General features: G+C 72.6%; 18 protein-coding genes. 10 read left to right on the top strand and 8 right to left on the bottom strand.

Features of this window, described 5'->3' with window-relative positions; all coding sequences use genetic code 11:
- Positions 1 to 7: 7 nt before the first annotated feature.
- Complete coding sequence (locus ASC60_RS01145; protein ID WP_055545765.1) at positions 8 to 352, bottom strand: hypothetical protein; 345 nt, start codon at positions 350 to 352, stop codon at positions 8 to 10.
- Between the two features lie 266 nt (positions 353 to 618).
- On the opposite strand from ASC60_RS01145, the gene ASC60_RS01140 reads away from it, so the two are divergent.
- The gene (locus ASC60_RS01140) at positions 619 to 1,329 is read left to right on the top strand and encodes a hypothetical protein (RefSeq protein WP_055545763.1); all 711 of its coding nucleotides are present in this window, start codon (positions 619 to 621) and stop codon (positions 1,327 to 1,329) included.
- A 67-nt stretch (positions 1,330 to 1,396) separates the two neighbouring features.
- Here ASC60_RS01140 and ASC60_RS01135 read toward each other — a convergent pair whose 3' ends face one another.
- Together ASC60_RS01135 and asnB are read right to left on the bottom strand one after the other, a co-directional pair.
- Entirely contained in the window at positions 1,397 to 3,124 is a 1,728-nt protein-coding gene (locus tag ASC60_RS01135; protein WP_055545761.1) for a cellulose-binding domain-containing protein, read from the bottom strand.
- A gap of 298 nt (positions 3,125 to 3,422) precedes the next feature.
- Complete coding sequence (asnB, locus tag ASC60_RS01130; RefSeq protein ID WP_055545759.1) at positions 3,423 to 5,273, bottom strand: asparagine synthase (glutamine-hydrolyzing); 1,851 nt, start codon at positions 5,271 to 5,273, stop codon at positions 3,423 to 3,425.
- A gap of 522 nt (positions 5,274 to 5,795) precedes the next feature.
- Here asnB and ASC60_RS01125 point away from each other — a divergent pair.
- The 8 genes from ASC60_RS01125 (at position 5,796) to ASC60_RS01090 (ending at position 15,322) form a co-directional block, all read left to right on the top strand.
- A complete protein-coding gene (locus tag ASC60_RS01125) occupies positions 5,796 to 6,035 on the top strand; it encodes a ribbon-helix-helix protein, CopG family (RefSeq protein WP_055545757.1) in 240 nt (79 codons plus the stop codon).
- The gene (locus tag ASC60_RS01120) at positions 6,032 to 6,466 is read left to right on the top strand and encodes a PIN domain-containing protein (RefSeq protein WP_055545755.1); all 435 of its coding nucleotides are present in this window, start codon (positions 6,032 to 6,034) and stop codon (positions 6,464 to 6,466) included. The genes ASC60_RS01125 and ASC60_RS01120 overlap by 4 nt, the downstream gene beginning before the upstream one ends.
- Positions 6,467 to 7,054: 588 nt before the next feature.
- Positions 7,055 to 11,269 carry a bifunctional nitrate reductase/sulfite reductase flavoprotein subunit alpha gene (locus ASC60_RS01115; RefSeq protein WP_234356734.1) on the top strand — a complete coding sequence of 1,405 codons (4,215 nt, stop codon included), beginning with the start codon at positions 7,055 to 7,057 and terminating at the stop codon, positions 11,267 to 11,269.
- A gap of 110 nt (positions 11,270 to 11,379) precedes the next feature.
- Positions 11,380 to 11,772, top strand: a complete 393-nt coding sequence (locus ASC60_RS01110; RefSeq protein WP_199830837.1) for a molybdopterin-binding protein — start codon at positions 11,380 to 11,382, stop codon at positions 11,770 to 11,772.
- Positions 11,773 to 11,810: 38 nt separating this feature from the next.
- Complete coding sequence (gene modA / locus ASC60_RS01105; protein ID WP_055545751.1) at positions 11,811 to 12,647, top strand: molybdate ABC transporter substrate-binding protein; 837 nt, start codon at positions 11,811 to 11,813, stop codon at positions 12,645 to 12,647.
- On the top strand, positions 12,644 to 13,477 hold the full coding sequence (locus tag ASC60_RS01100) for an ABC transporter permease (RefSeq protein ID WP_055545749.1): 834 nt from the start codon (positions 12,644 to 12,646) through the stop codon (positions 13,475 to 13,477). The genes modA and ASC60_RS01100 overlap by 4 nt, the downstream gene beginning before the upstream one ends.
- Positions 13,474 to 14,562 (top strand): ABC transporter ATP-binding protein, encoded by a 1,089-nt coding sequence (locus ASC60_RS01095; RefSeq protein WP_199830836.1) that lies wholly within the window; start codon positions 13,474 to 13,476, stop codon positions 14,560 to 14,562. The genes ASC60_RS01100 and ASC60_RS01095 overlap by 4 nt, the downstream gene beginning before the upstream one ends.
- A 13-nt stretch (positions 14,563 to 14,575) precedes the next feature.
- Entirely contained in the window at positions 14,576 to 15,322 is a 747-nt protein-coding gene (locus tag ASC60_RS01090) for a hypothetical protein (RefSeq protein WP_055545747.1), read from the top strand.
- Between the two features lie 75 nt (positions 15,323 to 15,397).
- Here ASC60_RS01090 and ASC60_RS01085 read toward each other — a convergent pair whose 3' ends face one another.
- Positions 15,398 to 16,420 carry an NAD(P)-dependent alcohol dehydrogenase gene (locus ASC60_RS01085; protein WP_055545745.1) on the bottom strand — a complete coding sequence of 341 codons (1,023 nt, stop codon included), beginning with the start codon at positions 16,418 to 16,420 and terminating at the stop codon, positions 15,398 to 15,400.
- Complete coding sequence (locus tag ASC60_RS01080; protein WP_199830835.1) at positions 16,417 to 17,274, bottom strand: PhzF family phenazine biosynthesis isomerase; 858 nt, start codon at positions 17,272 to 17,274, stop codon at positions 16,417 to 16,419. Before ASC60_RS01080 ends, ASC60_RS01085 begins: the two co-directional genes overlap by 4 nt.
- Positions 17,275 to 17,359: 85 nt before the next feature.
- Here ASC60_RS01080 and ASC60_RS01075 point away from each other — a divergent pair, with 85 nt between their 5' ends.
- Positions 17,360 to 18,262: a LysR family transcriptional regulator gene (locus ASC60_RS01075; RefSeq protein WP_055545741.1), complete on the top strand. Its 903-nt coding sequence runs from the start codon at positions 17,360 to 17,362 to the stop codon at positions 18,260 to 18,262.
- Positions 18,263 to 18,448: 186 nt separating this feature from the next.
- On the opposite strand, the gene ASC60_RS01070 is transcribed toward ASC60_RS01075, so the two are convergent.
- The 3 genes from ASC60_RS01070 to ASC60_RS01060 form a co-directional block, all read right to left on the bottom strand.
- Positions 18,449 to 18,880, bottom strand: a complete 432-nt coding sequence (locus ASC60_RS01070) for an NUDIX hydrolase (protein WP_055545739.1) — start codon at positions 18,878 to 18,880, stop codon at positions 18,449 to 18,451.
- Between the two features lie 244 nt (positions 18,881 to 19,124).
- Complete coding sequence (locus tag ASC60_RS01065; RefSeq protein ID WP_055545737.1) at positions 19,125 to 19,316, bottom strand: hypothetical protein; 192 nt, start codon at positions 19,314 to 19,316, stop codon at positions 19,125 to 19,127.
- Entirely contained in the window at positions 19,313 to 20,365 is a 1,053-nt protein-coding gene (locus ASC60_RS01060; RefSeq protein ID WP_055545735.1) for a hypothetical protein, read from the bottom strand. The genes ASC60_RS01065 and ASC60_RS01060 overlap by 4 nt, the downstream gene beginning before the upstream one ends.
- Between the last annotated feature and the right edge of the window lie 497 nt (positions 20,366 to 20,862).

The raw sequence follows: 20,862 nt of genomic DNA, 5'->3' as shown, positions 1-20,862 counted from the left end.
TACCGGCTCAGACCGCGCTGACCGGGGCGATCAGCCCGGCGGTCGAGGCCGGGGGCACGGGGCCCACCCGGACGCTGACCAGGTCGCCGCGCTCCAGGAAGCCCGTACCGCTCAGGTCGACATGGACGCGCAGCCCGTACGTGTCGTCGGGGTCCAGCTCGCCGGGGACCGTGACGCTGAACGGGATGTGGCCCGCCGGGCTCAGCGGCACATCGGTCTGCACCTGCGCCCCCACCACGGAGGCGGTCACATCGGCGCGGGACACGTTGCGCACCTCCACCACCACCCGTGCCGCCCGGACCGCGGGGGTGTCCGGGGGCAGGGACACGATGCCGCTCAGGACACTGCTCATGCGCGCCATTACATGTCACCCGCGCCCGTCGTGTAACGCGGTCGGGGGTCCCGTACGGCCATCCGGGTGGGGACAGGGCGGGGGTGCCGTTGGTTCCGATCCGGTCATGATCCGGTCATGATTGCGCTCCCCTGGGTGGCGCTGTCGGCCCGCGCCCGCAGAATCGGGGGCGGAAGCTCACGGACCGCCGGCCGGGCGGAGAGTCGTCATGTCAGGACGACCGCGGCCGTGCGGACGGGGAGCGACCGCCAACGGGAGAACACAGAATGAAGAGAATCGGCATCGTCGCCGTGGCCTCGGCCACGGCGCTGCTGGCCACGGGCGGCGTCGCCCACGCCGCGAACAGCGGGGTCGGCTGGAAGCTGGAGAGCGGCAGCCCGTACTACATCGAATCGCTGCGCCACCACTCCACGTACACCCTGTCGTTCGTGACGAAGGCCGCCCGGGACCGGATCACGCCGTATCTGAGGATTCCGGTCGCCCAGCTGAACGCCATGCCGGAGGTCAAGGCCGCGGGCATCACCTTCAAGGTGTCCACCACGATCGAGGGCGGGACGAACCTCAAGAACAAGAAGTACTGCGCCGGGCCCCGCAACCACATCATGTTCACGCTGGCCCACCGCCCGCTGAACGGGCAGAAGGGCATGTCGCAGGCCAAGCCCTGCTACAACACCACCGACAACAGCGCCTGGGGCGGATACGTCCTGATGGACGACGAGTACTGGGACAGCGCGGGCAAGGAGAACGGCTGGTTCAGCTCGGACAAGGCCAAGAACACGGCCATGACCCGCAACGCGGTCACCCATGAGCTGGGCCACATGATGGGCCTCGACCACCCGGACCCCTCGTCCTTCGACCCGAAGGAGAACAAGCCGGTGATGACCTCGCCCAACGGCGGCTATCTGAACGCGAACGGCGGGAAGTACACGGCCGCGGACCAGCGGGGCGTCAGGAAGCTCGTTTCCAACGGCGGCTGACCGCCGCTGACGGTGCGCCGTACGCGGCCCGGAATCCCGGGCCGCGTACGGCGGGGGTGCGAAAGGCTCAGGCCGAGCAGCGCTCACCGTTCAGTGTGAAGGCGCGGGGCGGGGAGTTCCGGCCCTGCCGGGTGGCGAGGAAGCCCACGGAGAAGGGCTTGTTGGCGTCGACCCGGTGGTTGTAGTCGGCCGGTGTGGTGGTCACCGTGGAACCGCGCTGGGTGAATGCGCCGTTCCACATCTGGGTGACGCGCTGGTCGTCGGGGAATTCCCAGGAGACCCGCCAGGTGTCGAGCGCACTGCGGGAGGTCAGCGTGACCTCGGCCTTGAAGCCGTCGGGCCATTCGGTGACCAGGTCGTAGCGGGCCGTGCAGGCGGGCTCGCCGGGGGGTTTCCGGGAGGAGCCGCCGGAGGGCTCGTGGCCCTCGCCCGAGCCCTTCGAGGCGGGCGGCGAGGCGGGCGGGTCCGTGCGCTTCCCGTCCTGGTCGCCCTTGCCCCCCTTGTTCCCCTTGCCCTCGTCGCGGTCCTCGCGCTCCCGGCCGTCCTTCCCGGCCTTGCCGCCCACGCCGTCGCCACCGCGGGAGGAGGACGGCTCGGCGGACGTGCCCGGGCGGCCGGGGGCCTTGGTGCCCACCGGGGTGGTGTCCGAGGGCGTGCCACCGGGTGCGGTGGTGTCGCGGGTGACGCGGCCGGTGGCCTGCTCCCCGCTCCCGCCGCCGGACACCGCCGCGGTTCTCGTCAACGTCACGATCATGGCCAGTGCCACGACGGCCACCACCGCCAGGGCGACCGTCGCCGTACGGGCTCTGCGCATCCCGTGCACGGCTCGTCTGCGCCCCGTCGGGCCGAGCCTTTGCCGCAGCAGGCGCGGCGCCATCATCAGCGGTCCGCCGACCTTGTCCAGGACCCGGTCCCGCAACGGGACGCGGACGGCGTGCGAGACCGGCGCGGGTGGCGCGGGGGTGGCCCCCGGGGCCCGCTCGACGGCTCTTCGCCGCCGCGCCACATAGCCGTGCCCGCCCCAGCCCAGCACCCCGCCGGCCAGCGCGTTGGGCAGCCCGCCACCGTGCAGATACAGGCAGGCGGCGGCCTCGCGGCAGTTCCGGCAGCGGGCGAGGTGCTGCCACAGGTCCGCGGGGGAGTGGGCGTCCGGCGAACGCGTGGCGGCGTCCAGCAGCTTGGCGTAGCTGCGGCACTCCTCATGCGTGAGGGTGTCCAGATGGTTGCGCTGGCAGCGCTGCCGGAAGGCGGCCCGCACCCGGGCGATCTCCTCGGTGGCGTACCCGATGTCGCCGCCCAGCTGCCACGCCACCGCCTCGACCGGCTGCGACTCCACCTCGACGGACCACAGCAGCGCCCCGTCGTGTTCGCCCAGGTCGCGCAGCCCGCGCAGGGCGAGCGGCTGTTCGCGGGGCGGGACGGCGTAGCGGGCGACGCCGGTGGAGGAGAGCCAGACCCGCAGCTCCGGGTCGAGCCGGTCGCCGTCCCGGTGGGTGTGCCAGTCGGCGGCGGTCTTGCGTACGGACGTCAGGAGCAGCGGCAGCCACGGCAGCCGCGGGCCCCAGGAACGGGCCCGGCGGTTACGGGCGGCCCGGATGCCGCGCCGGAACGCCTCGGTGGCCAGCCGCATACCGTCTTCGGGGGTGGTGGTGCACAGGTCCGCGTAGTCGGCTACCGCGTCCCAGTAGAGGTTGAGCAGGGCCGTCGGGGAAACGGCGTCGGTGTCCGCTGCGGAGACGGACGGTTGGCCGGGCGACGCGAACGCGCCGTCCCGGGATGCCGAGTGGTCGGGCATGGAGGCACATTCCTCACTCACGAACAGTGGCGCCCCCGCCAAGGGGGGCAAGCCTCTCACATGGGGCCGCGGGGTTGGGCAGCCAACAGCACAGATCTGACTCGGAGTTGGGGATTCCCCTTCACGGGTGGCCGAGCCTTTCACGTCTGTGAGTCGGCTGACAAGAGACGATAGAGGAGTGAGGGAGGTGTTGTGTCCAAGGGGCCCGAACCGTGGTGGTCCGGGCCCCGGGACTGATATATGACGTGGCGTCAGGAGTGTCGGCGACGCGATGCCGGAAGACGTGCCTGACGCACCATCAGACCGATAGCTCCACCCCGTACCCGCGCAGCCAGGAGTCCAGGCCCAGCGCCACTTCCATGCCCTGCCGGGACTGGTGTCCCGTCCCCTTCGCCGCCTGCTCGGCGGCCTCCTGGTCGATCAGTGGCCGCGCCGGGGAGGAGGAGTCGGCCGCCAGCGCCCGCACCCGGTCGCGCAGGGCGTCCGTGTAGCGGGTGTCCTGGGTGCTGGGATACGGGCTCTTCACCCGCTGGGCCACCGACTCGGGCAGGACGTCCAGGGCGGCGGCGCGCAGCAGCGACTTCTCCCGGCCGTCGAACGTCTTCAGCGACCACGGTGTGTTGAACACGTACTCCACCAGCCGGTGGTCGCAGAACGGCACCCGCACCTCCAGGCCCACCGCCATGCTGGCGCGGTCCTTGCGGTCCAGCAGGTACTGGACGAAGCGGGTCAGGTGCAGATACGAGACCTCCCGCATCCGGTGCTCCAGACGCGATTCGCCCGGCAGGTGCGGCACCTCGGCCAGCGCCTCGCGGTAGCGGGCGTCCCGGTAGCCCCTGATGTCGATCCGGTCGAGGAGGTCGCGGCGGAGCAGCCCCGTGCGGCTGCCCGACCCCCGGCCCGCGAAGCCGTTCGTGCCGAATGCGGTGATCCAGGGGAAGGTGTCCCCCCACACCGCGTCCTCGTCGTGGAACCAGCGGTAGCCGCCGAACACCTCGTCCGCCGACTCACCGGACAGGGCGACCGTCGAATGCTTGCGGATCTCCTTGAACAGCAGGTAGAGCGAGGTGTCGCTCTCCCCGGTGCCGAACGGCAGATCGCGCGCGAACAGCACCGCGTCGCGGTTCCGGTCGTCCATCAGGGCGGCGGTGTCGAGCACGATGTCCTGGTGGTCCGAGCGCGCGTGCTCGGCCAGCGCGTGGGCGTACGGGCCGTCCGGGGTGCCGCGCAGCGCGTCCGCCTGGAAGTTCTCGGTCTGGCCGACGAAGTCCACCGCGAACGACCGCACCGGTCCCTTCCCCTCCGCGCCCAGCCGCCGCGCGGCCAGGGCGGTGATCACCGAGGAGTCCAGCCCGCCGGAGAGCAAGGTGCACAGCGGTACGTCCGCGATCAGCTGCCGTTCCACGATGTCGTCCAGCAGCTCCCGCACCCGGCGCACGGTGGTCTCCTGGTCATCGGTGTGCTCCCGGGCCTCCAGCGCCCAGTACCGCCGCTCGGTCAGCCCCTCCGGCCGTACCCGCACCACATGCCCGGGGCGCACCTCGTACATCCCCCGGTACACGGCGTGGCCGGGCGTCTTCGTGAACGCCAGCAGCTCCGCCAGACCCTCCCCGTCCACCTCGGGGCGCACCGCCGGATGGGCCAGGATCGCCTTGGGCTCGGAGCCGAAGATCACCCCGTCCGGGGTGGGGTAGTAGTACAGCGGCTTGATTCCCATGCGGTCGCGGACCAGCAGCAACTGCCGCTCCCGCGGCTCCCACAGCGCGAACGCGTACATCCCGTTCAGCCGCTCGGTGAAGCCCTCGCCCCACTCCAGATACGCGTGCAGTGCCACCTCGGTGTCGCTGCTGGTCCGGAAGGAGTGCCCGCGCGCGGTCAACTGCTCCCGCAGCTCACGGTAGTTGTAGATCTCCCCGCTGTAGGTGGTCACCAGCACCGTGCGCCCGTCGTGCTCGACCGGCATCGGCTGCTTCCCGCCCTCGATGTCGATGACCGCCAGCCGCCGGTGCCCCAGCGCCGCATGGGTGTCCGTCCACATCCCACTCGCGTCCGGGCCGCGGCAGCTCATGGTGCGGGTCATCGCGTCGAGCACCTCGCGCTCGGCGGTCAGGTCCTTGTCGTACGCGATCCATCCGGTGATGCCGCACATCGGCGGACCACTCCCTCCGGTCGGCTCGCCCCGGTACCCCGGGGCCTCGGCAACCCCCGTCAGCAGGGCTTTCTCTCCACCACCGGCCAGCGGCGGACGCCCTTCGCCTCACCGTACGCCCGACTCGTTGCATCCAGCACCAGTCGCCCTGGGCAACGTTCAATTCAGGCCAGGAACGACCAGCAAACCGGCCGTGGCCGACGGCGGTGTGCAACTGCTCGGCAAGGCGCCGACCGCCGACGGCTTCGGCGCCCTTCCGTGGGCCGACTCGCCCTATGGTGGGAGTCCTCGCACCATCACGGCGTACGTCGGGGAGTCGTCGAATGGTTTAGCAGCGACCCGTCAGGGAAAAGCGCAGGCCAAGCCGATCACCGCGCGCGCCGCTTGCCCGGTGACGGACACGAGAGGAGCCGAGCCCGTGCGGTCCGACGGCTCCGTCAAGCCGCCCCGCCACTGACACCTGTCGTCTCAGCGCCGATCGGTATCCCGGGCGGAAACATATGGCGGTGGTACCATAACCACATGGCGCTGAAGAAGACGACCGTCATGGTCGATGAAGAGGATCTCGCGCTGATCAAGGCAGCCGCCGCGCGAGAGGGACGACCGGAGTCGGAGTATTTCCGGGAGGCGTTCCACGTCGCGGCCCTGCGCACCCGGCGCTGGGACGAGGACTGGGACATTCCCCGCCTTGATTTCGGTGGCCCGGTCACCGCCGAGGAGATCGACCGGGCGGTCTCGGACGGCGTGGCGGACGCCGAGTGATCGTCGTCGGCGATACTTCCGGTCTGGTCGCCGCTCTCAACACCTCGGACCCCGAGCACAAGGCTGCTCGCACCGCTATGAGTCAGGCCGCACTCACCGTGGTCTCGCCCCTGGTGATCCTTGAGATCGAGCACATCACCGCCCGCAACGTCGATCGCCGAGCAGCCCACGCGGTGAACGACTGGCTCCTGGCGCAGGAACGCACCGGGCGCGTGGCCGTGCCCACGTTGTCCGCCGATACCCTGCGCAAGGCTCGTAAGGTCCAGGACCGCTACGCGGCCCTGCGACTCGATCTGACCGATGCCGCGAATGTCGTCCTGGCCGAGGCATACGGCACCGAGATCATCCTGACCCTTGACCGCCGGGACTTCAGAGCCATCACCCCGCTCACCGGCACCCACTCTTTCCGGCTGCTGCCCGACGATCTCTAGTGCCGCGTCAGCCACGGTTTGCCCGGTAGCGAGGCGTCCTGGTGCGGTCAGATGCAAGGCGCCGGATCGGCCTCGTAGTGGACCTACTCGGTCGATTCGGCAACGCCGCAGATGGCCGTGCCAGGGCGGCGAGCGGGGTGAACCTTGGCTGACGCGGCACTAGCCACCTACGCCTTCGTGCCTGATGCCTGCCAGAACGCCCACCCAAAGCTGTGTCAGTCGCTGCCGACGTCGACCTTGACGTCTTCGGCTGTGGCCGTCCGTACTGGCGAGCATCATGACGCCCACCATGGCCAACTGCTGCCGCCAGGACGCATGTGCGCCTCCAAGCTCCCGTGATTCCCAAGCTCGGAGCTTGTCGTAGCGGACACGGGCGGGTGGGCGAAGCGCTCCCAGCCGAGCCTGGGACGGTGCGGCCTGTGGCCGAGGTCGGGAAGGAAAGCTCACACCCGGTGGAAGGGGAATGTGCAGGGGACGTAATCGCGCGCGATCGGCGGCTGTGACGCGCCGGCAACCGGGGGTTTTTACGGTGTGCGGCAGGTGTGCGGCAGTGGGAGAGGCCCACCGCGAGCGTGGAAGGAGCCAGGCGTGACGGCATCGGCTCGATCGGCGGAGCCGGTGCGTACCGGTTCCGCCGCGGTGCGGACGGTGTGCTCGTACTGCGGGGTCGGGTGCGGGATCGTGCTCGACGTCGGGCGGGACGCGCAGGGGCGCCGGACGGTGCTGAAGGCGTCCGGGGACAAGGCGCATCCCGCCAACGCGGGGCGGCTGTGCACCAAGGGGGCGACCAGCGCGGAGATGCTCGCGGCGGACGGGCGGCTGGAGACGGCGCTGTCGCGGGACGACCGGGGCGCGGAGCCGGTGGCGACCGGGGTGGACGAGGCGATCACCGTGACCGCGCGGCGGCTGCGGGCGATCCTCGACGAGCACGGGCCGGACGCGCTCGCCCTCTATGTGTCCGGGCAGATGACGCTGGAGGCGCAGTACCTGGCCAACAAGCTGGCCAAGGGGTTCATCGGCACCAACCAGATCGAGTCCAACTCGCGGCTGTGCATGGCGAGCGCGGGCAGCGGCTACAAGCTGTCGCTGGGGGCGGACGGGCCGCCCGGTTCGTACCGGGACTTCGACCACGCCGACGCGTTCCTCGTCATCGGCTCCAACATGGCCGACTGCCACCCGATCCTGTATCTGCGGCTGATGGACCGGGTGAAGGCGGGCGCCAAGCTGATCGTGGTCGATCCGCGGCGCACCGCGACCGCCGCCAAGGCGGATCTGTTCCTGCAGATCAGGCCGGGTACGGATCTGGCGCTGCTCAACGGGCTGCTGCGGCTGCTGGTCGAGGGCGGCTACACCGATCAGGAGTTCATCGAGGAGCACACCGAGGGCTGGGAGACCATGCCCGCCTTCCTGGAGGACTATCCGCCCGCGCGGGTCGCGGAGATCACCGGCATCCCGGAGGAGGACATCCGGCAGGCCGCGCGGTGGATCGGGGAGGCCGGGGAGTGGATGAGCTGCTGGACGATGGGGCTCAACCAGTCCACGCACGGCACCTGGAACACCAACGCGCTGATCAACCTGCATCTGGCCACCGGCGCGATCTGCCGTCCCGGCAGCGGCCCGTTCTCGCTCACCGGGCAGCCCAACGCCATGGGCGGCCGGGAGATGGGGTACATGGGCCCTGGACTGCCCGGGCAGCGGTCGGTGCTGGACGCGGAGGACCGGGCGTTCACCGAGGAGCTGTGGGGGATCGCGCCCGGCACGCTGCGGGCGGACGGGGCCGGGCTGGGCACCGTCGAGATGTTCCGGCGCATGGCGGACGGCGGGATCAAGGCGTGCTGGATCATCTGCACCAACCCCGTCGCCTCGGTCGCCAACCGCCGGACGGTGATCGAGGGCCTGGAGGCGGCCGAGTTCGTCGTCACCCAGGACGCCTTCGCCGAGACCGAGACGGGCGCGTACGCGGATGTGGTGCTGCCCGCCGCGATGTGGGCCGAGGCCGACGGCGTGATGATCAACTCCGAGCGCGATCTGACCCTCGCGCAGGCGGCGGTCGACCCGCCCGGCGAGGCGCTGCCGGACTGGCTGATCATCGCCCGGGTCGCCTGCGAGATGGGGTACGGGGACGCCTTCGGCTACGAAAGCGCGGAGGAGATCTTCGAGGAGATCAAGCGCGCCTCGAACCCGAGGACCGGCTACGACCTGAGCGGGGTGACGTACGAGCGGCTGCGCGGGGCCCCGGTGCAGTGGCCCGCGGCGTCCGGTGACGGCGACGACCGCAACCCGGTCCGCTACCTCAACGACGGCGTCAGCCAGACCCTGACCGTACGGGAGGACGGCACCCGGCCCCGGCTGGCGTTCCCCACGCCGAGCGGCCGCGCCGTCTTCCACGCCCGCCCGCACATGGACGCCGCCGAGCTGCCGGACGACGACTTCCCGTACCTCCTCAACACGGGGCGGGTGCAGCACCAGTGGCACACGCTCACCAAGACCGGCAAGGTCGCCAAGCTGAACAAGCTCAACCCGGGGCCGTTCGTCGAGCTGCACCCGCGGGACGCGGAGCGGCTGGGCGTCGGCGAGGGCGACGCGGTGGAGGTGGCCTCGCGGCGCGGGCGGGCGGTGCTGCCCGCGGTGGTGACCGACCGGGTGCGGCCGGGGGACTGCTTCGCGCCGTTCCACTGGAACGACCTGTTCGGCGAATACCTCGGCGTCAACGCGGTCACCAACGACGCGGTCGATCCGGTGTCCCTCCAGCCGGAGTTCAAGGTGTGCGCGGTGTCGCTGGCCAAGGTGGCGTCGGCGCCGCCCCCGCCCGAAGCCGCCCCGGCCACGGGTGCCGACGGGCTCGCCGGGACGTTCGGCGTCGGCGATCTGGCCCCGCCGGTCCTCACCGGGACCGAGCGCCAGTATCTGCGCGGTTTCCTCGCCGGACTGCACGGCACGGTGACGGGCCCGAGCGCCCGGGCGGCCACCGCCGTCCCCGCCGTCCCCGTTCTGCCCCAGGACGCGCCCTTCTCGCCCGAGCACGCCCTGTGGGTCAACGGCGTCCTGGCCGGGGTGTTTTCGCGCGCCGCCGCCCCCGCCGCGCCTGCCCCCGCCGCCCCCGGCACGGCCCCCGCGGCGGCCCCGGACACCGCCGCGTCCCAGGCGGCCGTCCGCGAAGTGGTCGTCCTGTGGGCCTCCCAGACCGGCAACGCCGAGCACGTCGCCGGGGCCACCGCCCGCCGCCTCACCGAAACGGGCCGGCAGGCCCGGCTGCTGGAGATGGACGGCCTCGCCGTCGCCACCCTCCCCCGCACCGCCGACCTCCTCGTCATCACCAGCACCTTCGGCGACGGCGACGCCCCCGACAACGGCTCCGGCTTCTGGGAGTCCCTGGCCGCCCCCGACGCGCCCCGCCTCGACGGCACCCGCTACGCCGTCCTCGCCCTCGGCGACTCCAGTTACGACGACTTCTGCGGCCACGGCCGCCGCCTGGACCAGCGCCTCGACGAGCTGGGCGCCGTACGCCTCGCCCCCCGCACCGACTGCGAACCGGACTACGACGAGCCCGCCCGCGCCTGGCTGGACACCGTCCTCGACGCCCTGGGCACCGCGACGTCCGAGGCGCCCGCCCCGGCCACCGAGGCCCCGGCCGCCCCCACCCCGAAGGCCCCCGCGCGCCCCACCAAGGCCGAGCCCTTCACCACCTGCCTCACCGGCAACCGGCTGCTGAGCCTGCCCGGAGCGGCCAAGGAGGTGCGGCAGTTCGCGTTCGACACCGGCGACGGCGCGCTCGCCTACGAGGCCGGGGACGCGCTCGGCGTGTGGCCCGAGAACTGCCCCGGCCTGGTCGCCGAATGGCTCGACGTCAACGGCCTCGACCCGGCCGCCGAGGTGGCCGTCCAGGCCGTCCGGGCCGCCCCCGGCTCCGGCCCGCGCGTGATGCCGCTCGCCGACGCCCTCCGGCACCATCTGGAGATCGCGAAGATCACCCCGGACCTGCTGCGCTTCCTCCTCGACCGTACCCACGACCACGACCTCAAGCGGCTGCTGCGCCCGGACAACAAGGACGGCCTGGCCCAGTGGACCTGGGGCCGCCAGGCCGTGGACATCCTCGCCGCATACCCGGTGCGCGCCTCCGCCCAGGAGTGGGCCGACGTCCTCAAACGGCTCCAGCCCCGGCTGTACTCCATATCCTCCAGCCCCCTCGCCCACCCCCACGAGGTGCGGCTGACCGTCTCCGTGGTGCGCTTCGAGAGCCGCGGCGGAACGCTCCGCAAGGGCGTCGCCTCCACCCATCTCGCCGACGCCACCGCCGACCGCCCGGTGCCCGTCTTCGTGCAGCGCGCGCCCGCCTTCCGGCCCCCGGCCGACCCCACGACACCGATGGTGATGGTCGGCCCCGGCACCGGCGTCGCCCCGTTCCTCGGGTTTCTGGAGGAGCGCAGGGCCCGCGGCGCGACCGCGCCCAACTGGCTGTTCTTCGGCGAGCAGCGCCGCGCCACCGACTTCTACTACGAGGACGAACTCGACCAGCTGCGCCGCCACGGCACCCTCACCCGGCTCGACACCGCCTTCTCCCGCGACCAGCGGTCCAAGGTGTACGTCCAGGACCGGATGCGCGAACACGGCGCCCGGCTGTGGTCCTGGCTCCAGGAAGGCGCCCACTTCTACGTGTGCGGGGACGCCACCCGGATGGCCAAGGACGTCGACCGGGCGCTGCGCGACATCGCCGTCGCCCACGGCGGACTCGACGAGGACGCGGCCGAGCTGTACGTCAAGCAGCTCGCCGCCGACAAGCGCTACGCGCGCGACGTGTACTGAGGCGCCACGCCCGCCTGAAACGCAAGAGCCAGGGTTCGTGGCCCGATCGCCCGGCCGATGCAACCCAATAGATGACCCACGCCTCGCAAACGCGCTCGTATCATGGGCGGATGCACACGTACCGGATCGGAGAGGCGGCGGCCCTGATGGGCGTCAGCGCCGATACCCTGCGCCGCTGGGTCGACAGCGGACGGCTCACCGCCGAGCGGGACGACCAGGGCCGCCGGATCATCCCGGGCCCGGCGCTGGCCGCGTTCGCCCGGGAGCTGAGCCGTGGCACGGACCGGGAGGGCAACGGCGTCTCCTCGGCCCGCAACCGCTTCGCGGGCATCGTCACCGAGGTGATCCTCGGCGATGTGTCCGCACAGGTGGAGATCCAGGCGGGGCCGTTCCGCGTGGTGTCCATGATCAGCCGGGAATCCGCGGAGGAGCTGGGACTGGAGCCGGGCGTCCCCGCGGTGGCGGTGATCAAGTCGACCAACGTGGTCGTGGAGAAACCGTGAGCGCGGCCCCGCCGCACACACCGACGAGGGAGAAACCTGTGACGACCCGTTCCGCGATCCGCCGGAGCCGCACCCTGCGCGTGGCGGGCGGCCTCACCGTGGCCGTGCTGGCGCTCGGCGGCTGCTCCTCCGGCGACTCCGACGCGTCCAAGAAGCCGGACGGGGAGAGCGGATCGGCCTCGAAGGGCGCGAAGAAGGTGTCCGGCACCGTCACGGTCTTCGCCGCCGCCTCGCTCAAGGAGGGCTTCACCGAGCTGAAGAAGACCTTCGAGAGGGAGCACCCCGGCGCCACGGTGACATTCAACTTCGGCGGCAGCGACGGCCTCGCCGCCGGCATCACCTCCGGTGCCCCCGCCGACGTCTTCGCCGCCGCCAGCCCGAAGACCATGAAGACCGTCACCGACGCGGGCGACGCCCAGGGCACCCCGGCGGTCTTCGCCCGCAACCAGCTGGAGATAGCGACCCTCCCCGGCAACCCGAAGAAGATCACCGACTTCGAGGACCTGGCCAGGGGCGGGCTGAAGGTCGCGCTGTGCGCCAAGGAGGTGCCGTGCGGCGCCGCCGCGCGGAAGGTGCTGGACGCTGAGCACCTCAAGCTCACCCCGGCCAGCTACGAGCAGGACGTCAAGGGCGCGCTCACCAAGGTGGAGCTGAAGGAGGTCGACGCCTCCGTGGTCTACAAGACCGATGTGAAGGCCGCGGGCGGCAAGGTCGAGGGCGTGGAGTTCCCGGAGTCGAAGAAGGCCATCAACGACTACCCGATCGCCCGGCTGAAGAAGGCGCCGAACGCCGAGGGCGCCGCCGCCTTCATCGACCTGGTGACATCCCCGCGGGGCCAGAAGGTGCTGACCGAGGCGGGCTTCCTCAAGCCGTGACGTCCTCCGCACCGCAGATCGTGGACAACAAGCGGCGACGGCGCACCCGGCCCGGTGTCCCGCTGCCGCTGCTGCTGCCCGCCCTCGCCGGGTTCGCCTTCCTCGTCCTGCCGCTGTCCGCGCTGCTGATCCGGGCGCCCTGGCGGTCGCTGCCGGATCAGCTGACCAGCGTCGAGGTGTGGCAGGCGCTGCGCCTTTCGCTGATCACCGCGACCGCCGCCACCGCCGTCGCGCTGGTGCTGGGCGTGCCGCTGGCCTGGCTGCTGGCCCGGGCCCGCTTCCCCGGCCGCGGCGTGGTGCGCGCCCTGGTGACCCTGCCGCTGGTGCTGCCGCCGGTGGTGGGCGGTGTGGCGCTGCTGCTGGCGCTGGGCCGTAACGGCATCGTGGGCCGCTGGCTGGACTCCGCCTTCGGCGTCACCCTGCCGTTCACCACCGCGGGGGTGGTGGTGGCGGAGGCGTTCGTGGCGATGCCGTTCCTGGTGATCAGCGTCGAGGGCACGCTGCGGGCCGCCGACCCGCGGTACGAGGAGGCCGCCACCACCCTCGGCGCCTCCCGTTTCACCGCCTTCCGGCGCGTCACCCTGCCGATGATCGCGCCCGGCGTGGCGGCCGGCGCGGTGCTCGCGTGGGCGCGGGCGCTGGGGGAGTTCGGCGCCACCATCACCTTCGCGGGCAACTTCCCCGGCCGCACCCAGACCATGCCGCTGTCGGTCTACCTCGCGCTGCAGAGCGACCCGGCCGCCGCCATCGCGCTGAGCCTGGTGCTGCTCGCCGTGTCCATCGCGGTCCTCGCCGGACTGCGCGACCGCTGGATGGGGGCCTCCGCGTGACCACCCGCACCGCCGCGACACGGAAGGGCACCGGCGGCCTCGACGCCCGTCTCGTCGTGGACCGCGGCGACTTCCGGCTCGATCTTCGTCTGACCGCCGCCCCCGGCGAGGTGGTCGCCCTGCTCGGCCCCAACGGCGCGGGCAAGACCACCGCGCTGCGCGCCCTGGCCGGGCTCACCCCGCTCACGGCGGGCCGGCTGAGCCTGGACGGGCGGGACCTGGAGGAGCCGGAGCGGCGGCTGCGCATCCCGCCCGAGTCCCGCCCGGTCGGCGTCGTCTTCCAGGACTATCTGCTCTTCCCGCATCTCACCGCCCTCGACAACGTGGCGTTCGGCCCCCGCTGCCAGGGCGTCCCCAAGGCCGAGGCGCGCGCCCAGGCCGCCGCCCTCCTGGCCCGGATGGGCCTGGACGGCCATACGGGCGCCAAGCCGCGCCGGCTGTCCGGCGGCCAGGCCCAGCGCGTCGCGCTCGCCCGCGCCCTGGCCGTCCGCCCCCGGCTGCTGCTGCTGGACGAGCCGCTGGCCGCGCTGGACGCCCGTACCCGGCTCGACGTACGGTCCGGACTCCGCCGCCACCTCGCCGAGTTCGAGGCGGTGGCCGTCCTGGTCACCCATGACCCGCTGGACGCGATGGTGCTCGCCGACCGGCTCGTGGTGCTGGAGGACGGGCACGTCGTCCAAGGCGGCACCCCGTCCGAGGTGTCCCGCCGCCCCCGCACCGACTACATCGCGAGCCTCGTCGGCCTCAACCTGTACCAGGGGCGCGCCGAGGGCCACACCGTACGGCTCGACGGCGGTACGGCCATCACCACCACCGACGACCTCACCGGCCCCGCCTTCGTCGCCTTCCCGCCCGCCGCCGTCACCCTCCACCGCGACCGCCCCGACTCCAGCGCCCGCAACACCTGGCGCGCCGAGGTCACCGGGCTGGAATCGCACGGCGACCAGATCCGCGTCGCCCTCACCGGCGAACTGCCGCTGCTCGCCGACCTCACCACCGCCGCCGTGGCCGACCTCGGCCTCCACCCGGGCCGCACCGTCTGGTGCACCATCAAGGCCGCCCAGACACACGCCTATCCGGCCTGAGAGGATGCGTTCCGTGAGCGGACGGGGCGAGCGGAATCCGATATGGCGGCGGCGGCTCATCGCGGGGTCGGTGAGCCTGCTGGCCCTCGGGGTGGCCGTCGCCCACCTCGTGGCGCCGGACCTGGCGATCGACAACGTCACCGTAGCGCTGCTGGTCATCGCCATCGTGCCCTGGCTGCGTGACCTCTTCACCAGCATCGAACTGCCCGGCGGGCTCCGGGTGGAGTTCCGGGACGTCGAGCAGCGCGTCGAGGCGGCCGAGGCCATGGCCGACGCCGCGCTCGTCGCCGGTGGCGAGGGCGTGGGGCGGACCGACGACCCGGCGGCCCTGGACGAGGTCCACCGGCTGGCCGCCGAATACCTCTCGGTGCGCGACTCCATGCGCCCCGGATCGGCCCGTACGCAGCGCATGAACGGCATCTTCGCCCGCCTGGTGCGCGCCACCCAGCGCATCGCGGACCCCGAGCTGGACGACTGGCTCACCTCGTCCGACGGCGGCCTCCGGCTCGCGGCCTACGCCCGTCTGTACGCCGTACCGGACGGCTCCACGCTGGACATCCTGGCGTACGCGGTCACCGAAGAACCGCTCGCCTTCGGCCAGTACTGGGGGATCCGCGCCCTCGACAAGGCCGTCGACCTCGTCGGCCCCGAGAACGTGCGGTCGAGCGTCGTCCGCCGCCTGGAGGACTGCCGCCCGAGCGGCGCCGACCGGGCCCATCTGCTGAACCGCCTGACAGCGAAGATCCACGGTCTTCCGTAGGGGGTGTCTTGTGGATCAGGCCGGGCTCCCGACGCCCGGCATGATCCACAAGGCACCCCCCAGGGGCCCAAGGGGTCACGCGTCGGTGATGACCACCTTCCCGAAGTGGCCCCGGTCCGCGAAGTGGCGGTACGCGGCGGGCGCGTCCGGGTACGGGAAGGCGCGGTCGACCACCGGGCGCAGCCGGTGCCGCTCGATCGCCCGGTTCATCGCCTCGAACATCTCCCGGCTGCCCACGAACATCCCCTGCAGCGTGACCCCCTTGCGCACCACCGTCATGGGATCGACGCCGCTGCCGTCGGCCAGCACCCCGATGACGCTGATCCGCCCGCCGGTGCGCACGGCGGTCAGCGACTGGGGCAGCGTGCCCGCGCCGCCGACCTCCACGACGTGGTCCACGCCGCCGCCGGTCGCCTCGTACACCGTCCGCCCCCACGCGGGCGTGCGCACGTAGTCGATCCCCTCGGCCGCGCCGAGCGCGCGCAGCCGGGCCAGCTTGGCGTCGCTGCTGGAGGTGGCGATGACGTGGGCGCCGCTCAGCGCGGCGAATTGCAGCGCGAAGAGCGAGACGCCGCCGCTGCCGAGGGTCAGCACGGTCTGCCCGGGAGCGGCGCCGCCCGCCGTCACCACCGCGTGCCAGGCGGTCACGGCGGCGCACGGGAGGGTGGCGGCCTCGGCGAAGTCCAGGTGGGCGGGGGCGGCCACGAGGGCGTCCTCGTCGAAGAGGACGTACTGGGCGAGGACGCCGTGGGACGGGCCGCCGAGCGCGCCCGCGGTCCGGTCCGCGGTGGCCGCACCGGAGATCCAGTGCGGCATGAAGACGCTCACCACCCGGTCACCGGCCGCCCACCGGGTGACCTCGGCGCCCGCGTCGACCACCTCGCCCGCGCCGTCGGACAGCGGCACCAGGCCGGGGGTGAGGGCGCGCCCGTAGCTGTCCGAAGCGATCATCAGGTCGCGGTAGTTGAGCGACCAGGCGCGCATCCGGACCAGCACCTCGCGCGGCCCGCGGGCGGGCACCTCGCGTGTCGCGGGGCGGAGGGCGTCCACGCCGGTGAAGCGGGGCAGTTCGAAGCAGCGTGTCGTGGTCGTCGTCATGCGGGGATCCTCACGGCGTGGCCGCTGACGCGGACACGGGTGTCGTCGGGGTCGATGTCCACCAGCAGTTCGCTGGGCCGCCCCATGTCCTCGCCCCGCCGGATCCGGACCCGGGACGCCTCCGTGACCAGGCCGTTCGCGCGCAGATAGCCGCCGAACGCGGCGGCCGCGGCGCCGGTGGCCGGGTCCTCCACGACACCGCCGACCGGGAACGGGTCACGGGCGTGGAAGTCGAGCCGGTCCGGGTCCGGGCGGTGCACCAGATGCACGGTGGTCCAGCCGTGCCGCCGCATCAGCTCCTCCAGCGCGCCGAAGTCGTACGCCAGGTCCGCGAGCCGGTCCCGGGTGGCGGCGGCGAGGATCAGGTGGTCGTTGCCCGCGAACGCGACGTGCGGGGGCAGAGCCGGATCGAGGTCGCCCGAGGACCAGCGCAGCGCCGCCAGCGCGGGCGCGATCTCGGTGTCCTCGTCGGCGGGACGCGTCCGGGCGGGGACGGAGGTGAGGGTGGCGCGGGGCGCCCCGCCGCCGTCCGTGCTCGTCGTCACGCGGACCTCGCCCGCCGCCGTGTCGAAGACCAGCTCGCCGGGGCCGTCCCGCTCGGCGAGGGCGACGGCGGTGGCGACGGTGGCGTGCCCGCAGAAGGCGACCTCGGCGCGCGGGCTGAAGTACCGCACCCGGTAGCGGCGCCGGGTCTCGTCGTGTGCGGTCAGGAACGCGGTCTCGGAGTACCCGACCTCGGCGGCCAGCGCCGTCATGGCGGCCTCGTCGAGCGTCGTGGCGTCGAGGACCACACCGGCGGGGTTGCCGCCGGAAGGGTCGGTGGTGAAGGCGGAGTAGCGCAGTACCTCGGTCATGGCGTCCACGCTTCCACCGGGCGGCCATCGCGTCCAACGATTCCTTTCGCTGGCCTCCATCGGAAAACCCGATACTCTGCTCGTGATGGACACCAGACTCCTGCGGACGTTCGCGGCCCTGGCGAGGACCGGGAGCTTCACCGCCACCGCCGCCGAGCTGCATCTCGCCCAGTCCACGGTCACCGTCCAGGTCCGCACCCTGGAACGGGAGCTGGGCACCCGCCTGTTCGACCGGCTGCCCACCGGCGCCGTTCCCACCAGTGCCGGGCGGCGGCTGCTCACCGAGGCTGAGGACGTCCTCGACGCCGAGGCCCGGCTGCGCGCGGCCGCCGCGGGCGTCGCCGGGGCCCACGGCACCCCGGAAGGGCAGGTCGCCCTCGGCGCGGGCGAGTCCCTGTGCGCCGCCCGGCTGCCCCGCGTGATCGCCTCGCTCGCCCGCAGCCATCCCGGCATCGAGCTGAACCTGCACCCGGCGGGCAGCGCCGCCGCCATCGAGGGGCTGCGCGCGGGCCGCCTGGACCTCGCGCTCCTGCTGGAGCAGCGGGTCGACCACGCCGACCTCACCGCCCGCCCCCTCGCCCGCGAACCCCTCGTCTACCTCGCCGCCCCCGGCCACCCGTTCGCGGGCCGCACGGTGGGCTGGGCCGAGCTGGCCCGGCAGAGCTTCTTCGTCCACGAGGAGGGCTGCTCGTACAGCGACCACCTGGTGCGCACCCTCCGCACCCTCCCCGGCCCACCGCCCCGCCTCACCCGCTTCGGCAGCATCGAGGCCGCCCGCTCCTGCGTCGCCGCCGGTCTCGGCCTCACCCTGCTCCCGCGGGCCACGGTGAGGCGCCAGCTGGCCGACGGCACGCTGGCCGAGGTCCACGGCCCCGGCATCCCCCCGGTCCCGGTCCAGCTGACCCACGCCCGCCGCCGCTGGACCAGCCCCGCGGCCCAGGCGGTCGCCACGGAGCTGGCCCGCCTCATCCCGGCGGACACCCCCTAGTGCCGCGTCAGCCAAGGTTCGCCCCGCTCGCCGCCCTGGCACGGCCATCTGCGGCGTTGCCGAATCAGCCGAGTAGGCCCGCCCCCAGACTCCGTCCGGGAGGTGCCCCCGCGAGGCCGATCCGGCGCCTTGCAGCTGACCGCACCAGGACGCCTCGCTACCGGGCAAACCCTGACTGACGCGGCACTAGAGCAGACGCGTGCCGTCGTGGGCGCGCACGGAGGGCGGGGCGGCGGTGTCGAGCGCGTCCAGGATGCGGGCCGCGTACGCCTCGGACGCCAGGTCCGGCACCTCCGCCCGGGTCGCCCAGCGCCAGGCCCGGGTGCGGGGGCCGGTGGCGGGGGTCCCGTCGAGGGCCCGGCAGCGGAAGACGAGGGAGACGGCCAGGCCGTTCATGTCCTTGTAGACGCCGGTCAGGGCCGCCGGGAGGGCGATCTTGACGCCGGTCTCCTCCAGCAGTTCGCTCCGCAGGGCGTCGGGAATGGTCTCGTCCGGGCCCAGCGCCCCGCCCGGCGGCTCCCAGGTGCTGCTGCCCCGGCGCTTGATCAACAGCGCCCGGTCCCGCTCGTCGACGATGACGCCGGCGACGGTCACGGTGTGCGGGCGGTCCACGGTCACGTTCCTCGGCCCTCTCGACTGGCTGCGCGCGACCCTCACGGTAGCCCAAGTCCCGTACCGGCAAGGGGCGCACGAGCGTGCCCATGCCGAGAGCCGGTGGACACCCCTGGAAGACTGCTGAAGATCTCGGCGCTTTGGCCCCGGCTCGGTGGAGCCGGGGCCAGTCTTGTAGGCATGCGGGGTGAATGGGCCGGGGAGATGGTCGGGCCGGATGTGTGGGAGACCTGCCGGGAGTTGATCCCGGCTAGGAGTGTGTCATCCGGGGAGAGGTGACGAAGTACAGGGACCTGGGGCCGAGCTGGACCCGTACCACCTCGCCGGTCTGGGCGGCCGCGGCGAACAGGCCGGGGGCGCGCAGCATCGGCACAAGGTGCCCGAGCAGCGGCAGCCCGTGGTCGGCGAGCGGCACCCGGGCGCTCGGTGTGGGGGCGGTCATGACGCGCCCCCACGTGCATGGCCGGCGTCGTTCTGCGTCCCGTACCGGGTGTGGTCCACATACCAGGCGCAGTGGGCGAGGTAGCAGCGCAGGCCGTTGATCCACTGCTCAAGTGCCGCGCAGGCGGTGGGAGATGCGGCCGCGTCGCGCTGGTGCTGGAGGGTGCGCGCGGCGGTGTCCTCCATGGCCTGCAGCCGGGCGCGGATCATGGCCACGGCCTGCAGGGCCGCGTCCGTGAGCGGCACGGCGTTCTGGCGGGCGAGGACGAGTACCAGGTTGTGCATGTCGCCGCGGGCCTGTTCCTTCGCGGCGGAGAAGACGTCGTTGGACCAGGACGCGATGTCGGACGCGGCGTTGATGAGTTCGTGGAACTCCGCCGAGTCGTAGAACGCGTAGGGCAGGCGGACTGATTCTGCCAGCTCGATCAGGTCGGTCTGCGGGGGCGCGGGGCCGGTAAAGCGCCGGATGCGGCAGTAGTCGCTCAGGCCGGGCGGCGTGTTGCGGTGCCGGTTGGCCGCTTCCTCGATCAGCGCCTCGAAGTAGGCGTCCATGTGGGCGTCGAAGACCCGCAGCTGGGCGGGGGACATCCTGCACCGGGTGCGCGCGTACAGATCCTCGTATGCCTGGCGGGTGCACTCGAGGACGGACGGCTCGACACCGGCCCCAGGGGGCGGGGAGGGGCTGCCGTCGGGCCGTCCCACGGCGCAGTCGATCAGGGTGCGGGCGAGGTCGGGGGCGTTGCCGGCCGGTCCTTCGTCGAGGAAGTCGTCGAAGTGGAAGAACCAGCCGGTCCAGTCGGTCAGCAGGTTCAGGACGTCCTGGCCGGCGTGGGGGAAGGCGTACGAGGCGACTTCGTGTACGTGTAGTGGAACGGTTCGGCACTCGGGTGCGACGAGGCCGAAGCGTTTCAGCCAGGCGAGGTGGTCGTCCCCGGCCTGCGGCAGCAGCGGGTTCACCTCGCTCTTGAGAGGCAGCGGCCAGTGAGGCAGCACGGCGTCACGGACCGAGACGGACACCTCGGCGACGGCGCCCAGGGCGGAAGCACTCATCGCGCCCTCCCCAGATGCGGCCGGAGGACGATGTGCGCGCAGGGCGCGGGAGACACGACGGATGCCTGGTAGGGGGCGGCTGTGGCGGCCGGAACGGGATGCGAGGTGATCAAAAGCGGGTCACTTTCAGGGGGGGGCGGACCAGATCCTGGCCGCGGGCTGGAGGACTGGGGAGGCCCGGTAGGGGATCCACGGAGGGAGCCGTGTACCTCACGGTCGGTCGGCTGGGCGGCGACGGGTGCCGCGGGGTGATCGATGCGTCTCCGACGAGATTCCCTACGCCACGAAGCCGCAGCAGGTTGCGGGATGATGGTAACGCTATGACATCAACTGGTCGATGGTCGGCTGGCTTGAAAGGTGATGAATTCGGATGGGCGGACGAGGGCCACGGCGATGTCGCAATGGAGTTCGCCCTGGAGGACCGCTCCGGGCGGGTTGGGCCGAGCGGCGGACGTTGAGGTAGGCGTATTCCGCCCCCGCCGCGCCGGATACGGGCG

It is taken from the genome of Streptomyces sp. NBRC 110028 (assembly GCF_001417735.1).
Classification (GTDB): domain Bacteria; phylum Actinomycetota; class Actinomycetes; order Streptomycetales; family Streptomycetaceae; genus Streptomyces.
This window is presented reverse-complemented; position numbering and strand designations above follow the sequence as displayed.

Excerpts from the sequence above, each read along its gene's own strand:
- ASC60_RS01145 (WP_055545765.1), bottom strand. The coding sequence starts at position 352 with ATGAGCAGTGTCCTGAGCGGCATCGTGTCCCTGCCCCCGGACACCCCC.
- ASC60_RS01140 (WP_055545763.1), top strand. The coding sequence starts at position 619 with ATGAAGAGAATCGGCATCGTCGCCGTGGCCTCGGCCACGGCGCTGCTG.
- ASC60_RS01135 (WP_055545761.1), bottom strand. The coding sequence starts at position 3,124 with ATGCCCGACCACTCGGCATCCCGGGACGGCGCGTTCGCGTCGCCCGGC.
- asnB (WP_055545759.1), bottom strand. The coding sequence starts at position 5,273 with ATGTGCGGCATCACCGGATGGATCGCGTACGACAAGGACCTGACCGCC.
- ASC60_RS01125 (WP_055545757.1), top strand. The coding sequence starts at position 5,796 with ATGGCGCTGAAGAAGACGACCGTCATGGTCGATGAAGAGGATCTCGCG.
- ASC60_RS01110 (WP_199830837.1), top strand. The coding sequence starts at position 11,380 with ATGCACACGTACCGGATCGGAGAGGCGGCGGCCCTGATGGGCGTCAGC.
- ASC60_RS01085 (WP_055545745.1), bottom strand. The coding sequence starts at position 16,420 with ATGACGACGACCACGACACGCTGCTTCGAACTGCCCCGCTTCACCGGC.
- ASC60_RS01080 (WP_199830835.1), bottom strand. The coding sequence starts at position 17,274 with ATGACCGAGGTACTGCGCTACTCCGCCTTCACCACCGACCCTTCCGGC.
- ASC60_RS01075 (WP_055545741.1), top strand. The coding sequence starts at position 17,360 with ATGGACACCAGACTCCTGCGGACGTTCGCGGCCCTGGCGAGGACCGGG.
- ASC60_RS01065 (WP_055545737.1), bottom strand. The coding sequence starts at position 19,316 with ATGACCGCCCCCACACCGAGCGCCCGGGTGCCGCTCGCCGACCACGGG.
- ASC60_RS01060 (WP_055545735.1), bottom strand. The coding sequence starts at position 20,365 with ATGAGTGCTTCCGCCCTGGGCGCCGTCGCCGAGGTGTCCGTCTCGGTC.